The organism is Mesorhizobium sp. (genome assembly GCF_004963255.1).
Lineage (GTDB): Bacteria > Pseudomonadota > Alphaproteobacteria > Rhizobiales > Rhizobiaceae > Mesorhizobium.
In genome coordinates this window covers 135,433-149,190 of the sequence record NZ_SUGA01000008.1, presented here as the reverse complement: position 1 = coordinate 149,190, position 13,758 = coordinate 135,433, and the positions used below count along the sequence as shown (strand labels likewise).

The following is a 13,758-nucleotide window of genomic DNA, read 5'->3' as shown; positions in this document are numbered from 1 at the left end:
GGACATGCCGATCGAAATTCTCATGCCCGCGCTCTCGCCGACGATGGAAGAGGGCAATCTGTCCAAATGGCTGAAGAACGAGGGCGACAAGGTCGTCGCCGGTGACGTCATCGCCGAGATCGAGACCGACAAGGCGACGATGGAGGTCGAAGCCGTCGACGAAGGCACGCTGGCCAAGATCGTCGTTCCCGCCGGCACCGAAGGCGTCAAGGTCAACGCGGTGATCGCCGTGCTCGCGGTCGACGGCGAAGACGTCGACAAGGCCGGGGAAGGCATCGGCGAGGAAGAACCTGCCAAGGTTGAAGCCGCGCCTGGGCCGACGCCCGCTGCCGCCAAGAGCGAAGCTCCGGCCCCTGTCGCCGCCGCACCGAAGACGGAAGTCGCGGCCGACCCGGACATTCCCGCCGGCACCGAAATGGTTTCGACCACGGTGCGCGAGGCGCTCCGCGACGCCATGGCCGAGGAAATGCGCCGCGACGGCGACGTCTTCGTCATGGGCGAGGAGGTCGCCGAATACCAGGGCGCCTACAAGATCACGCAGGGCCTGCTGCAGGAATTCGGGCCGCGCCGCGTGGTCGATACCCCGATTACCGAGCACGGCTTTGCCGGCGTCGGCGTGGGCGCTGCGATGGCCGGGCTGAAGCCGATCGTCGAGTTCATGACCTTCAACTTCGCCATGCAGGCGATCGACCAGATCATCAACTCGGCCGCCAAGACGCTCTATATGTCCGGCGGCCAGATGGGCGCGCCGATCGTCTTCCGCGGCCCGAACGGCGCAGCAGCCCGCGTCGCCGCGCAGCACTCGCAATGCTACGCCGCCTGGTACAGCCACATCCCCGGCCTCAAGGTGGTGATGCCGTACACCGCGGCCGACGCCAAGGGCCTGCTCAAGGCGGCGATCCGCGATCCGAACCCGGTCATCTTCCTCGAGAACGAGATCCTCTACGGCCATTCCTTCGATGTGCCGAAGCTCGACGATTTCGTGCTGCCGATCGGCAAGGCGCGCATCCACAAAAAGGGCAAGGACGTCACCATCGTCTCCTTCGGCATCGGCATGACCTATGCCGTCAAGGCGGAGGCCGAGCTGCGCGGCATGGGCATCGATGCCGAGATCATCGATCTTAGGACGGTCCGGCCGCTCGACTTCGACACAATCATCGCCTCGGTGAAGAAGACCAACCGGCTGGTGGTGGTGGAGGAAGGTTTTCCGCAGAACTCGGTCGGCGATCACATCGCCAACCAGGTCTCGCAGCGCGCCTTCGACTTCCTCGACGCGCCGGTGATAACCATCGCCGGCAAGGACGTGCCGATGCCTTACGCGGCGAACCTCGAGAAGCTGGCTTTGCCCAATGTCGGCGAGGTCGTCGAGGCGGTCAAAGCCGTTACCTATCGCTGAGCCGGTCGGGAGGACATCATGCCAATCAACATCACTATGCCGGCGCTCTCTCCGACCATGGAAGAGGGCAATCTGTCGAAATGGCTGGTCAAGGAAGGCGATAAGGTTTCGCCGGGCGACGTGATCGCCGAGATCGAGACCGACAAGGCGACGATGGAAGTCGAAGCGGTCGATGAAGGCACGGTCGCCAAGCTGGTGGTTCCGGCCGGCACCGAAGGCGTCAAGGTCAACGCTCTGATCGCCATCCTGGCCGGCGAGGGCGAGGATGCCGGCGCTGCGGCAAAGAGCGGCGGCGCTGCCGCGCCCAAGGCTGAAGCGCCGAAAGCGGAAGCCCCGAAGGCCGAAGCGCCCAAGGAGGCTCCGAAAGCGGCGACCGCGGCGCCCGCGCCGGCGAAGCCCGAACCTGCTCCCGTCGCCAACGGCCACGCCGCCGGCGATCGCGTCTTTGCTTCGCCGCTCGCCCGCCGCATCGCCAAGGATGCCGGCGTCGACGTGACGGCGCTGACCGGCTCCGGTCCGCATGGCCGCGTGGTGAAGGTCGACGTCGAGGCGGCGATCGCTTCCGGCGGCGCCCAGGCCGCGCCGGCTGCGAAGGCGCCCACCGGCGCCCCGTCCGCTCCGGCGCCCGCGCCGAAGCCGATGTCGGACGATCAGGTGCTGAAGCTGTTCGCCGAAGGCTCCTACGAGCTCGTGCCGCATGACAACATGCGCAAGACCATCGCGCGCCGCCTGGTCGAGGCGAAGTCCACCATCCCGCATTTCTATCTGACGCTCGACTGCGAGCTCGATGCGCTTCTGGCTCTGCGCACGCAGCTCAATGCCGCAGCACCGATGAAGAAGACCGACAAAGGCGAAGTTCCCGCCTACAAGCTTTCCGTCAACGACATGGTGATTAAGGCCATGGCCATGGCGCTGATGGCGGTGCCGGATGCGAATGCCTCCTGGACCGAGAACGCCATGGTCAAGCACAAGCATGCCGATGTCGGCGTCGCCGTGTCGATCCCTGGCGGCCTGATCACGCCGATCATCCGGCACGCGGACGAAAAGACGCTGTCGGTCATCTCCAACGAGATGAAGGATCTCGCGAGCCGCGCCCGCAGCCGCAAGCTGAAGCCCGAAGAATATCAGGGCGGAACCACGGCAGTGTCGAACCTCGGCATGTTCGGCATCAAGGACTTTGCCGCCGTCATCAACCCGCCGCATGCGACGATCCTGGCGGTCGGCGCGGGCGAGGAGCGGGCGGTGGTGAAGAAGGGCGAGATCAAGATAGCCACCGTGATGTCGGTGACCCTGTCCACCGATCACCGCGCCGTCGATGGTGCGCTCGGCGCGGAATTGCTCGGCGCCTTCAAGCGCATGATCGAAAACCCGATGGGCATGCTGGTGTAGGACGGGAAAAGGCGGTGCGGACATTCTTCACCGGCCTTTTCGCCTTGTTCTTGCCGTCGGGCGGATCGCGCGCTGGCGGCCTGGTCGACAGTTGACGGCAGGGGTGTGGGCGAAGGCATGAAGACGATTCTCTGCTATGGCGACTCTCTCACCTGGGGCTATGACGCCGCCAGCCTCGGGCGCCATGCGCTCGAGGATCGCTGGCCGAGCGTGCTCGGAGCTGAGCTCGGCGATGATATCCAGGTCGTCGCCGAAGGTCTCAATGGTCGCACCACGGCCTTCGACGACCATCTGGCCGGCGCGGACCGCAATGGTGCCCGTGTGCTGCCGACGGTCCTGACCAGCCATGCGCCGCTCGACCTGATCATCATCATGCTCGGCGCCAACGACATGAAGCCGTGGATCCACGGCAATCCGGTTGCCGCCAAACAGGGCATCCAGCGCCTGATCGACATCGTGCGCGGCCATGACTATCCGTTCGACTGGCCCGCGCCGCAGATCCTCATCGTCGCGCCGCCGGTGGTGACGCGCACCGACAATGCCGAATTCAAGGAAATGTTCGCCGGCGGCGACGACGCCTCCAAGCGTCTGGCGCCGCAATATTCGGCACTTGCCGACGAGGCCGGCTGCGGCTTCTTCGACGCCGGCACCGTCGCCACCACCACGCCGCTCGACGGCGTCCATCTCGATGCCGAGAACACGCGCAACATAGGCAAGGCGCTGGCGCCGCTCGTGCGCGTGATGCTCTCACTCTAACCTTCAGAAAGATCAGGGAGAAAACCCCGTGGCTGAATCCTACGACGTCATCATCATCGGCTCAGGCCCCGGCGGCTATGTCACGGCGGTGCGTTCCGCCCAGCTCGGCTTCAAGACGGCGATCGTCGAGCGCGAGCATCTGGGTGGCATCTGCCTGAACTGGGGCTGCATCCCGACCAAGGCGCTGCTGCGCTCGGCCGAGATCATGCATTATTCGGATCACCTCAAGGATTACGGCCTGAAGCTCGAAGGCGGCAAGGTCAGCCCCGACACCGCCGCCGTGGTCGACCGCTCGCGCAAAGTGTCGCTCAGGCTGAACACCGGCGTCGGCTTCCTGATGAAGAAGAACAAGGTCGACGTCATCTGGGGCGAGGCCAAGCTTTCCAAGCCCGGCGAGGTCGTCGTTTCGAAGACGGCGAAGAAGGCGATGGAGCCGCAGCCGCCGGTGCCGAAAGGCGTCAAGGGCGAGGGCACCTATACCGCCAAGCACATCATCCTGGCGACCGGCGCCAGGCCACGCGCGCTGCCCGGCATCGAGCCGGACGGCAAGCTGATCTGGACCTATTTCGAGGCGATGGTGCCGAAGGAGATGCCGAAATCGCTGCTGGTCATGGGCTCCGGCGCCATCGGCATCGAGTTCGCCTCCTTCTATCGCACCATGGGCGCGGACGTGACCGTGGTTGAGCTGCTGCCCCAGGTCATGCCGGTCGAGGACGCGGAAGTCTCGAAATTCGCGCAAAAACAGTTCGAGAAGCAGGGGATGAAGATCATCCTCGAGGCCAAGGTGACCAAGGTCGAAAAGGGCGCCAATTCGGTCACCGCGCATGTCGAGATGAAGGACGGCAAGGTCGAGAAGATCACCGCCGACCGCATGATCTCCGCCGTCGGCGTGCAGGGCAACATCGAAAACCTCGGCCTGGAAGCGCTCGGTGTGAAGACGGACCGCGGTTGCATGGTCGTCGACGGTTACGGCAAGACCAATGTGCCAGGCATCTATGCCATTGGCGACGTCGCCGGCCCGCCGATGCTTGCCCACAAGGCCGAGCATGAGGGCGTCGTCTGCATCGAGAAGATCGCCAATTTCCCGGGCGTGCACGCCATCGACAAATTGAAGATCCCCGGCTGCACCTATTGCAGCCCGCAAGTCGCGTCCGTCGGCCTGACGGAAGCGAAGGCCAAGGCCGAAGGCAAGGACATCCGCGTCGGCCGCTTTCCGTTCAGCGCCAACGGCAAGGCGATCGCGCTCGGCGAGGACCAGGGCTTCGTCAAGACCATCTTCGACAAGAAGACCGGGCAGCTTCTCGGCGCGCATATGGTCGGCGCCGAAGTGACCGAGCTCATCCAGGGTTTTGTGGTGGCGATGAACCTGGAGACCACCGAGGAAGAGCTGATGCACACGATCTTCCCGCATCCGACGCTTTCGGAGATGATGAAAGAGAGCGTGCTCGACGCCTATGGCCGCGCTTTGAACGCATGACAGGTCATCAACCGATGACAGGTCACCAATCGGTGATAGGCCGCCGATCGGCGATAGATGGCCAATCCATGCTAGATTGGTCGGGTGAGACTCACATGCGGCAGCCGGAGAAAGCCGCCGGCAAGGCAGTTCGTATCCGGATGCATTTTCACCTGATCGAGGAGGAACTGGCACATGCATTTGAATGGCGTCGGCTGGATCGCAGCCATCATCGTCGGCGGCCTGGCGGGCTGGCTGGCCGAGATGGTCATGAAGAGCAACACTGGGATCTTCATGAACATCATCATGGGCATCGTCGGCGCGATCGTGTTGAACGCGATCCTGCAGGCTCTCAACATTCAGTCGTTCGGCGTCGGCTGGGTCGCCTATCTGATCACCGGCTTCATCGGGGCCTGCCTCCTGATCTTCGTCGGGCGGCTCGTTCGCCGCTGAAGGAAAGGCGCTATGCGAAAAAGGCCGTGGCGGCATGCGCTGCCCCGGCCTTTTTCTTTGCCGCGAAAAGTCCTAGATGACGAAGGAAGGCGGCTGAAAATAGCGGCCGCGAAGGGTTTGAGATGGTCACAGTCGTCGACACGATCGCCAGCCGGCCGCGCCCGCGGCATCCCGAGAAGGCGCACCGGCCCGACCAGGAGGTGCTGCGCAAGCCCGACTGGATTCGCGTCAAGGCGCCGGTTTCCAAGGGTTATGCCGAGACGCGCGAGATCGTGAAGTCGCACAAGCTGGTGACGGTGTGCGAGGAGGCCGGCTGCCCGAATATCGGCGAGTGCTGGGACAAGAAGCACGCCACCTTCATGATCATGGGCGAGATCTGCACGCGCGCCTGCGCCTTCTGTAATGTCGCCACAGGCATTCCGACAGCGCTCGATCCGGATGAACCGGCGCGCGTGGCACACGCCGTCAAGCAGATGGGGCTGAGCCACGTCGTCATCACCTCTGTCGATCGCGACGACCTTGCAGATGGCGGCGCGCAGCATTTCGCCGACGTCATTCGCGCCATCCGCGCGGCGACGCCCTCGACGACGATCGAGATCCTGACGCCCGACTTCCTGCGCAAGGACGGCGCGCTGGAGATCGTCGTCGCCGCCAAGCCCGACGTCTTCAACCACAATCTCGAAACCGTGCCGTCGAATTACCTGACGGTCCGTCCTGGCGCGCGTTATTTCCACTCGATCCGGCTTCTGCAGCGGGTCAAGGAACTCGATCCGTCGATCTTCACCAAATCCGGCATCATGGTCGGCCTCGGCGAGGAGCGGAACGAGGTGCTGCAGCTGATGGACGATCTGCGGTCGGCCAATGTCGACTTCATGACCATCGGCCAGTACCTGCAGCCCTCAAAGAAGCACCATCCGGTGATCCGCTTCATCCCGCCGGACGAGTTCAAGTCCTACGAGACGATCGGCAAGACCAAGGGTTTCCTGCTCGTGGCATCGAGCCCGCTGACGCGTTCCTCGCACCATGCCGGCGAGGATTTCGCCAGGCTGCGCGCGGCGCGCGAGGCGCAGCTCGCGAAGGCCAGCTGATCTTCAATGCCGAAATTCGAGGCGACACGCCGCGTCGCGCATACACCGCAAGAGATGTTCGCGCTGGTGGCCGACATCGAGGCCTACCCGCAATTCCTGCCGCTCTGTGAATCGCTCACCGTGCGCTCGCGCAAGGAGCGGGACGGCCGCACCATCCTGGTTGCCGACATGAGCATCGGCTACAAGGCGATCCGCGAGACCTTCACGACGCAGGTGCTGCTGAAGCCGGACGAGAACGCCATCGACGTCAAATACATCGACGGCCCGTTCAAATACCTCAGCAACATCTGGCGCTTCGATCCCGCCGACAGCGGCTGCGAGGTGCATTTCTTCATCGACTACGAATTCAAGAGCCGCATTCTCGGCGCGCTGATGGGCACGATGTTCGACCGCGCCTTCCGCATGTTCTCGGAAGCCTTCGAGAAGCGCGCCGATGTCATCTATGGCGCGAAGCCAGCCTGACTTTCGCCGAGCGCCCGCAACCCGAGTTGCAGCGCGTGCCGCACCGTCTCGTGCCGGATGAATTCGCGGCCCTTCTGGCCGAACAATTGCTGTTCGGCGACAACCGGCTGTCCGGCCAATGCAATCCCGAACCAGACAAGGCCGACCGGCTTGTCGGCTGAGCCGCCGCTCGGACCGGCGATGCCGGTGACGGCGAGCGAGAGGCTTGCTTGCGAATGCGCCAGCGCGCCCGCGGCCATTTCCAGCACTGTCTCGCGCGAGACCGCGCCATGCGCCTCGAGCGTGGCGGCGGAGACGCCGAGCATCTCCATCTTGGCTTCGTTGGAATAGGTGATGAAGCCGCGATCGACCACGGCGGAGGATCCGGCGATGTCGGTCAGCGCGGCAATGATCAGGCCGCCGGTGCAGCTTTCGGCCGTCGCCAGCATGATGCCGCGCTGCTGACAGGCCTGGAGCAAAGCGATGGCAAGTTCGGCGTTGCTCATGCCGGAACCTCTCCCGGATAGACGACGGAGGCCGTGGCGATCGCCGCGATGCCTTCGCCGCGCCCGACAAAGCCGAGCTTCTCGTTGGTCGTTGCCTTGATCGAAATGCGCTCGGGCGCGATGCCGAGCATGGCGGAAAGCGCCTGCGTCATCGCCGCGCGATGCGGCCCGACGCGCGGCGCCTCGCAGATCAGCGTGATGTCGGCATTGGCGATGCGGCCGCCGCGCTCGCGCACCAGCTTGGCCGCGTGCTCGACGAAGATTTTTGAGGCTGCACCCTTCCATTGCGGGTCCGATGGCGGGAAATGCGTGCCGATGTCGCCGGCGCCGCAGGTGGCAAGCAGCGCGTCGGTCAGCGCATGCAGCCCGACATCGGCATCCGAATGGCCGGAGAGCTTGCGATCATAGGGAATGGCGACGCCGCAGAGCGTGACATGGTCGCCGGGCTCGAACGCATGCACATCGTAGCCGTTGCCGGTGCGAATATCGGGGAAGCGCTGCTGCGCGCTGGAGAGCCGCTCGTCGGCCAATGCGATGTCCCTTGCCCAGGTGAGTTTGACGTTGTCCGGCGATCCAGGAACGATCTTGACCGGTATCTGCGCCCATTCGGCGATCGCCGCGTCGTCGGTGAACTCGGTCTTGCCCAGATGATGCGCCTTCTCATGCGCCGCAAGCAGCGGCCAGAACGGAAAACCCTGCGGCGTCTGCGCTGCATGAAGGCCGGCCCTCGACACCGTCTCGTCGATCATGCCGGTGGCCGATTCCCGCTTCAGCGTATCGGCCACGGGCAGTGCCGGCAGGGCGCCGTGGCGCTCGCCGATGGCCTCGATGGTGCGATCGATCAGCCCGGCATCGACGAACGGGCGCACGGCGTCATGCACAAGCACCTTTTCGGGTGCCTGGTCCCTCAGCGCGAGGAGGCCGAGCCGGACGGAGGCCTGGCGCGACGGGCCACCGATGACAGTGATGAGACGTTCGGCGTGTGCCCCCGCGGCGCGTTGCAACAGCTCGGCATCGTCGGCGTGGATGGCGACAACAACCGGGCCGATCGACGGATGCGAAAGAAAGATATCCAGAGTATGAGCGATAACGGCTCGGCCGCCGATGCGCTGATATTGCTTCGGACCGTCGGCCTGACCGGCACGCGCGCCACGGCCGGCGGCCACGATCACCACTCCGATCCCGCCGCCTGGGGACGCCGCTTGCTTTTCGCTTGCCTCGCTCATTCCGATCGGTCCTAGAGACGGATGATTTCAGGTCGATTTCGACCTGAAATCTGAATCCGTCTCTAAATCAAAGAAGTAGAGCATGATGTCGGCCGAAAACCGCTCACACTTTTCGGCATCATGCTCTAGTCGGGGTGATGGCCGAAGGCCAGCATTTTCCAAAATGCGCCTTAATGTGACGTCATTGCGCGTTGCACAATGCCACACTTCTGGCTAGAGAATGTGCAACGATCGAACATGCTTGGTTTTTGTGCATGGCTGAACTGACCACATTGGCATCGCCACTCGATGTCGGCAGGGTGAAAATCCGCAATCGGGTTTTCCTCGCGCCGATGTCGGGCATCACCGACGAGCCGTTCCGGCGGCGCGCCCACGCGCATGGCGCGGGGCTGGTCGTGTCGGAAATGGTGGCGAGCGGCGAACTGGCCAAGGGCAGGGCGGGCTGCGACCTGCGTATACGTCATTCCGGCCTGCCGGTACATATGGTGCAACTAGCCGGCCGCGAGGCCGCCCATATGGGCGAGGCCGCGCGAATCGCGGCGGGCGAGGGCGCCGATATCATCGACATCAACATGGGCTGCCCGGCGAAGAAGGTGACCGGCGGTTATGCCGGCTCGGCGCTGATGCGCGACCTCGACCATGCGCTGTCCCTGATCAAGGCGGTGGTCGGCGCCGTTTCGGTGCCCGTAACGGTGAAGATGCGGCTCGGCTGGGACGAAAGCGCGCTAAACGCCCCGATGCTGGCGCGGCGCGCCGAACAGGCCGGCGTCAGCATGGTGACCGTGCATGGCCGCACGCGCTGCCAGTTCTATCAGGGCAAGGCCGACTGGCGCGCCATCGCCCGCATCAAGCAAGTCGTGTCGATTCCCGTGGTGGCCAATGGCGATGTCGGCGCGCCTGAGGAAGCAGCGGCGATCCTCGATCAATCCGGCGCCGACGCGGTGATGATCGGCCGCGCGCATTACGGCGCGCCATGGATCGCCGGCGGCATTGCGGCAGCCGCGGGCGGCGCAAAGACACAGGGTATTCCACTGACGGCGCAAGAGTTAACCGATTACGTCGTCTCGCACTACGAGGACATGCTTTCGCTCTACGGCATCGAAAGCGGGCTGCGCCAAGCGCGCAAGCATCTCGGCTGGTATCTTGACCGCCATGCTCCCGATGTTTCTGCCGAGCAGCGGAAACGCATTCTCACATCCTTCGAGCCGGGCGAGGTCGTTGCCGAATTGCGCCGCACCTTTGTCGACGGCGCCCAGTCGACCGGCCTGCGGAGCGCGGCATGAAGGCAGACGCCCCACAGCCGACTAGCATGGCGGACGCCGCCAACATCGTGCTCAACACCATCCGCCGCCCGGTGATCATGGTCGATCCCGAGGGCTTCATCACTTTCGCCAATGCGGATGCCGAGGACTTCTTCCGCTCCAGCGCGACCATGCTTGCCCGCAACACGCTGTCCAAGCTGGTGCCCTTCGGAAGCCCGCTGCTGACGCTGGTCGACCAGGTGCGCGAGCGCCGTGCGCCGGTCAACGAATACCGCGTCGACGTCTCGTCGCCGCGCCTCGGCATCGAGAAGATGGTCGATCTCTATGTCGCGCCTGTGCCGGAGTTTCCGGGTTCCGTCGTCGTGATGTTCCAGGAACGGTCGATGGCCGACAAGATCGACCGCCAGATGACGCATCGCGGCGCTGCGCGCTCCGTCACCGGCCTGGCCGCCATGCTGGCGCACGAGATCAAGAACCCGCTCTCCGGCATCAGGGGCGCGGCGCAGTTGCTCGAATTGTCGGCTTCGGACGAGGATCGCGCGCTCACCCGCCTGATCACGGACGAAACCGACCGCATCGTATCGCTGGTCGACCGCATGGAAGTGTTTTCCGATGAGCGGCCGATCGAGCGTTTTCCTGTCAACATCCACGTGGTTCTGGATCATGTGAAGGCGATCGCCAAGAACGGTTTTGCCAGGCGGATCAAGATCTTGGAGGAATATGATCCATCACTGCCTCCGGTCTTCGCCAACCGTGACCAGCTGATCCAGGTCTTCCTCAACCTGGTCAAGAACGCCGCAGAGGCGATCGGATCGGATCCGCAGGGTGAGATTGTGCTGTCGACGGCATTTCGTCCCGGCATTCGCGTTTCCGTACCTGGAACGCAGGACCGCGTCTCGCTGCCGCTGGAATTCTGCGTGCACGATAACGGTCCCGGCGTATCGGAAGACATCCTGCCGATCCTGTTCGATCCGTTCATCACCACCAAGCCGAATGGCTCCGGCCTCGGGCTGGCGCTGGTCGCCAAGATCGTCGGCGAGCATGGCGGCATCATCGAATGCGATTCGACGCCGCGGGGCACTACGTTCCGCGTCCTGATGCCGGCCTGGAAGGAGACTTCGCCCGGCTCAGGCGATGAAGCAGAAGGAGACCGCAAATGAGCGTTCGCGGCAATATTTTGGTCGCCGACGACGATGCGGCCATCCGCACCGTGCTGAACCAGGCGCTGTCGCGCGTCGGCCACGAAGTGCGTGTCACCTCGAACGCCTCGACCCTGTGGCGCTGGGTGGCGGCGGGGGAAGGCGACCTCGTCATCACCGATGTGGTAATGCCGGACGAAAACGCCTTCGACATGCTGCCGCGCATCAAGAAGGCTCGGCCCGAGCTGCCGGTCATCGTCATGAGCGCCCAGAACACCTTCATGACCGCCATCCGCGCGTCCGAGACGGGCGCCTACGAATATCTGCCGAAGCCGTTCGACCTCACCGAGCTGCTCAACATCGTCAACCGGGCGCTGTCCGAGCCGAAGCGGCCGAAGCTCGACGCGCGCGCGGAGGATCAGCCGGAAACGATGCCGCTGGTCGGCCGCTCCGCCGCCATGCAGGACATCTACCGCATGCTGGCGCGCATGATGCAGACCGATCTCACGGTCATGATCAGCGGCGAGTCCGGCACCGGCAAGGAGCTGGTGGCGCGCGCACTGCACGAATATGGCCGACGCCGCGGCGGCCCGTTCGTGGCCATCAACATGGCGGCGATACCGCGTGACCTCATCGAATCGGAACTGTTCGGCCACGAGAAGGGCGCCTTCACCGGCGCGCAGAACCGTTCCAGCGGCCGCTTCGAGCAGGCGGAGGGCGGCACGCTGTTTCTCGACGAGATCGGCGACATGCCGATGGAAGCGCAGACCCGGCTGCTGCGCGTGCTGCAACAGGGCGAGTACACGACGGTCGGCGGCCGCACCCCGATCAAGACCGACGTGCGCATCGTCGCTGCCACCAACAAGGACCTGCGCACGCTGATCAACCAGGGCCTCTTCCGCGAAGACCTGTTCTATCGCCTCAACGTCGTGCCGCTGAGGCTGCCGGCGCTGCGCGAGCGTTCCGAGGACATTCCCGATCTGGTCCGGCACTTCTTCAAGCAGGGCGCCAGCGAGGGCCTGCAGACCAAGCGTATTTCGTCCGGCGGCATCGAGCTCATGAAGCGCTATCCCTGGCCGGGAAATGTGCGCGAGCTGGAAAACCTGGTGCGCCGGCTGGCCGCCCTCTATTCGCAGGACGAGATTTCGTCGGAGATCATCGAGTCCGAGCTCAAGACCGGCGAAAGGCCGGTCGTGCCGGATGGCGGCGCGCTCATCCCCGACGATCTGTCGATCGGCCAGGCGGTCGAGCATTTCCTGCAGCGCTATTTCGCTTCCTTTGCCGGCGAATTGCCCCCGTCGGGGCTCTACCAGCGCATTCTCGCCGAGGTAGAGTATCCGCTGGTGCTGGCCTCGATGACGGCGACGCGGGGCAACCAGATCAAGGCCGCGGAGCTTTTGGGACTCAACCGCAACACGCTGCGCAAGAAGATCCGCGAGCTTGGCGTCAACGTCTACAAGTCGTCCAGGCAGCCATAGCGCCGCCTCTTGCCTTCGGTAATTGGCGAATTGACGGGGGAAAGATTTCGTCCTCGGCCACACTTGTTGCATAATCGCCACAATGCGTTGCATACATCCGACGCAATGACCGACTCTGTAGCGCGACATGGCAGCTGAGGCTCCGACCCTGAACCAACCGCTTTTCAGCCAGGCCGGCACGCGTGACGGCCGACGGCTGCTGGCGCTGCCCGGCGTGGTCGCCATCGCCGGCGCGGTGATCACGGCGGCGATCTCGTTTGCCATCCTGGTCGGTGCAACGCCGATCGCGCCGACCGCCGACACGACCTGGGCCCTGGTCGCCGCCAACGCCGTCTTCGTCCTGTTCCTGATCGCGCTGATCGCCCGCGAGGTGCGCCGCATCGTCCTGGCGCGTCGCCACGGTCGGGCCGCCTCGCGGCTGCATGTGCGCATCGTCGCGATGTTCGCGCTGGTTGCCGCCATCCCGGCCATCATGGTAGCGATCATCGCCTCGATCACGCTCGACATCGGTCTCGACCGCTGGTTCGAGATCCGCACCAAGACGATCGTGAACTCGTCGCTGTCGATAGCCGATGCCTATGTGCAGGAGAACGCGCGCAACCTGCAGGGCACGACATTGTCGATGGCATACGATCTCGATGCCTCGCGCACGCTCTACGGCCTCGACCGTAGTGGTTTCCTCGATCTGTTGAACAAGGAAGCCGTTGGCCGCGGACTGGCGCACGCCGCCCTGATCAACCCTGACGGCTCGTTCGTCATGAAAGCCAAGACCGACGCCGACTTCGCCATGCCTGAACCGCCGGCGGGCGCCGTCGACACCGCGGCGGCCGGCAAGCCGGTGCTAATCGAGCCGCGCACCCGCAACATCATGGGCGCCATCATCAAGCTGCGCGAGATCGAAGGGCTTTACCTCTATACGATCCGGCTGGTCGATCCCGACGTCATCAAGGCGCGCCAGATCGTCAAGGCCAACACCGACGAATACCGCAACCTGGAAGACAACCGGCGGACCTCGCAGGTTGCCTTTGCGCTGCCTTACCTGTCGCTCACGCTGATCATCATCCTGTCGGCCATCTGGACCGGCATCGCCGTCGCCGACCGGATCGTGCGGCCGATCCGCCAGCTGATCGGCGCCGCCGACGAGGTGGCCACCGGCAATCTCGACGTC

General features: G+C 64.4%; 12 protein-coding genes and 1 pseudogene. 11 read left to right on the top strand and 2 right to left on the bottom strand.

The features are described from left to right. The first annotated feature begins 4 nt into the window (after positions 1 to 4). The 7 genes from E5X34_RS12010 (at position 5) to E5X34_RS11980 (ending at position 7,000) form a co-directional block, all read left to right on the top strand. Entirely contained in the window at positions 5 to 1,396 is a 1,392-nt protein-coding gene (locus E5X34_RS12010; RefSeq protein WP_292564570.1) for a pyruvate dehydrogenase complex E1 component subunit beta, read from the top strand. Between the two features lie 18 nt (positions 1,397 to 1,414). Further along, positions 1,415 to 2,785, top strand: a complete 1,371-nt coding sequence (locus E5X34_RS12005; protein ID WP_292564568.1) for a pyruvate dehydrogenase complex dihydrolipoamide acetyltransferase — start codon at positions 1,415 to 1,417, stop codon at positions 2,783 to 2,785. Between the two features lie 117 nt (positions 2,786 to 2,902). Then, on the top strand, positions 2,903 to 3,541 hold the full coding sequence (locus E5X34_RS12000) for an SGNH/GDSL hydrolase family protein (RefSeq protein WP_292564565.1): 639 nt from the start codon (positions 2,903 to 2,905) through the stop codon (positions 3,539 to 3,541). Between the two features lie 28 nt (positions 3,542 to 3,569). Further along, on the top strand, positions 3,570 to 5,018 hold the full coding sequence (gene lpdA, locus E5X34_RS11995; protein WP_292564562.1) for a dihydrolipoyl dehydrogenase: 1,449 nt from the start codon (positions 3,570 to 3,572) through the stop codon (positions 5,016 to 5,018). A 174-nt stretch (positions 5,019 to 5,192) separates the two neighbouring features. Beyond that, on the top strand, positions 5,193 to 5,450 hold the full coding sequence (locus E5X34_RS11990; RefSeq protein ID WP_042642286.1) for a GlsB/YeaQ/YmgE family stress response membrane protein: 258 nt from the start codon (positions 5,193 to 5,195) through the stop codon (positions 5,448 to 5,450). A gap of 122 nt (positions 5,451 to 5,572) precedes the next feature. Next, positions 5,573 to 6,538, top strand: a complete 966-nt coding sequence (gene lipA, locus E5X34_RS11985; protein WP_292564559.1) for a lipoyl synthase — start codon at positions 5,573 to 5,575, stop codon at positions 6,536 to 6,538. A gap of 6 nt (positions 6,539 to 6,544) precedes the next feature. After that, on the top strand, positions 6,545 to 7,000 hold the full coding sequence (locus E5X34_RS11980) for a type II toxin-antitoxin system RatA family toxin (protein ID WP_040982927.1): 456 nt from the start codon (positions 6,545 to 6,547) through the stop codon (positions 6,998 to 7,000). Here the strand turns inward: E5X34_RS11980 and E5X34_RS11975 are convergent. Both E5X34_RS11975 and E5X34_RS11970 read right to left on the bottom strand, forming a co-directional pair. Further along, positions 6,979 to 7,485 carry a CinA family protein gene (locus E5X34_RS11975; RefSeq protein ID WP_292564556.1) on the bottom strand — a complete coding sequence of 169 codons (507 nt, stop codon included), beginning with the start codon at positions 7,483 to 7,485 and terminating at the stop codon, positions 6,979 to 6,981. The genes E5X34_RS11980 and E5X34_RS11975 overlap by 22 nt on opposite strands. Beyond that, positions 7,482 to 8,711: a bifunctional 2-C-methyl-D-erythritol 4-phosphate cytidylyltransferase/2-C-methyl-D-erythritol 2,4-cyclodiphosphate synthase gene (locus tag E5X34_RS11970; protein WP_292564553.1), complete on the bottom strand. Its 1,230-nt coding sequence runs from the start codon at positions 8,709 to 8,711 to the stop codon at positions 7,482 to 7,484. Before E5X34_RS11970 ends, E5X34_RS11975 begins: the two co-directional genes overlap by 4 nt. Positions 8,712 to 8,965: 254 nt before the next feature. Between E5X34_RS11970 and dusB the strand changes: the two genes are divergently transcribed. The 4 genes and pseudogenes from dusB to E5X34_RS11950 all read left to right on the top strand — a co-directional run. Then, entirely contained in the window at positions 8,966 to 9,994 is a 1,029-nt protein-coding gene (gene dusB, locus E5X34_RS11965; protein WP_292564550.1) for a tRNA dihydrouridine synthase DusB, read from the top strand. Beyond that, positions 9,991 to 11,133: a nitrogen regulation protein NR(II) gene (locus tag E5X34_RS11960; RefSeq protein ID WP_292564547.1), complete on the top strand. Its 1,143-nt coding sequence runs from the start codon at positions 9,991 to 9,993 to the stop codon at positions 11,131 to 11,133. Before dusB ends, E5X34_RS11960 begins: the two co-directional genes overlap by 4 nt. Further along, positions 11,130 to 12,590 (top strand): nitrogen regulation protein NR(I), encoded by a 1,461-nt coding sequence (gene ntrC / locus E5X34_RS11955; RefSeq protein WP_042642300.1) that lies wholly within the window; start codon positions 11,130 to 11,132, stop codon positions 12,588 to 12,590. The genes E5X34_RS11960 and ntrC overlap by 4 nt, the downstream gene beginning before the upstream one ends. A gap of 127 nt (positions 12,591 to 12,717) precedes the next feature. Continuing rightward, a pseudogene (locus E5X34_RS11950) lies at positions 12,718 to 13,758 on the top strand (PAS domain-containing sensor histidine kinase); the annotation flags it as partial.

Bases quoted from the DNA above. Each gene is read 5' to 3' on its own strand.
- E5X34_RS12010 (WP_292564570.1), top strand. From the start codon at position 5: ATGCCGATCGAAATTCTCATGCCCGCGCTCTCGCCGACGATGGAAGAG.
- E5X34_RS12005 (WP_292564568.1), top strand. From the start codon at position 1,415: ATGCCAATCAACATCACTATGCCGGCGCTCTCTCCGACCATGGAAGAG.
- E5X34_RS12000 (WP_292564565.1), top strand. From the start codon at position 2,903: ATGAAGACGATTCTCTGCTATGGCGACTCTCTCACCTGGGGCTATGAC.
- E5X34_RS11990 (WP_042642286.1), top strand. From the start codon at position 5,193: ATGCATTTGAATGGCGTCGGCTGGATCGCAGCCATCATCGTCGGCGGC.
- lipA (WP_292564559.1), top strand. From the start codon at position 5,573: ATGGTCACAGTCGTCGACACGATCGCCAGCCGGCCGCGCCCGCGGCAT.
- E5X34_RS11980 (WP_040982927.1), top strand. From the start codon at position 6,545: ATGCCGAAATTCGAGGCGACACGCCGCGTCGCGCATACACCGCAAGAG.
- E5X34_RS11975 (WP_292564556.1), bottom strand. From the start codon at position 7,485: ATGAGCAACGCCGAACTTGCCATCGCTTTGCTCCAGGCCTGTCAGCAG.
- E5X34_RS11970 (WP_292564553.1), bottom strand. From the start codon at position 8,711: ATGAGCGAGGCAAGCGAAAAGCAAGCGGCGTCCCCAGGCGGCGGGATC.
- dusB (WP_292564550.1), top strand. From the start codon at position 8,966: ATGGCTGAACTGACCACATTGGCATCGCCACTCGATGTCGGCAGGGTG.
- E5X34_RS11960 (WP_292564547.1), top strand. From the start codon at position 9,991: ATGAAGGCAGACGCCCCACAGCCGACTAGCATGGCGGACGCCGCCAAC.
- ntrC (WP_042642300.1), top strand. From the start codon at position 11,130: ATGAGCGTTCGCGGCAATATTTTGGTCGCCGACGACGATGCGGCCATC.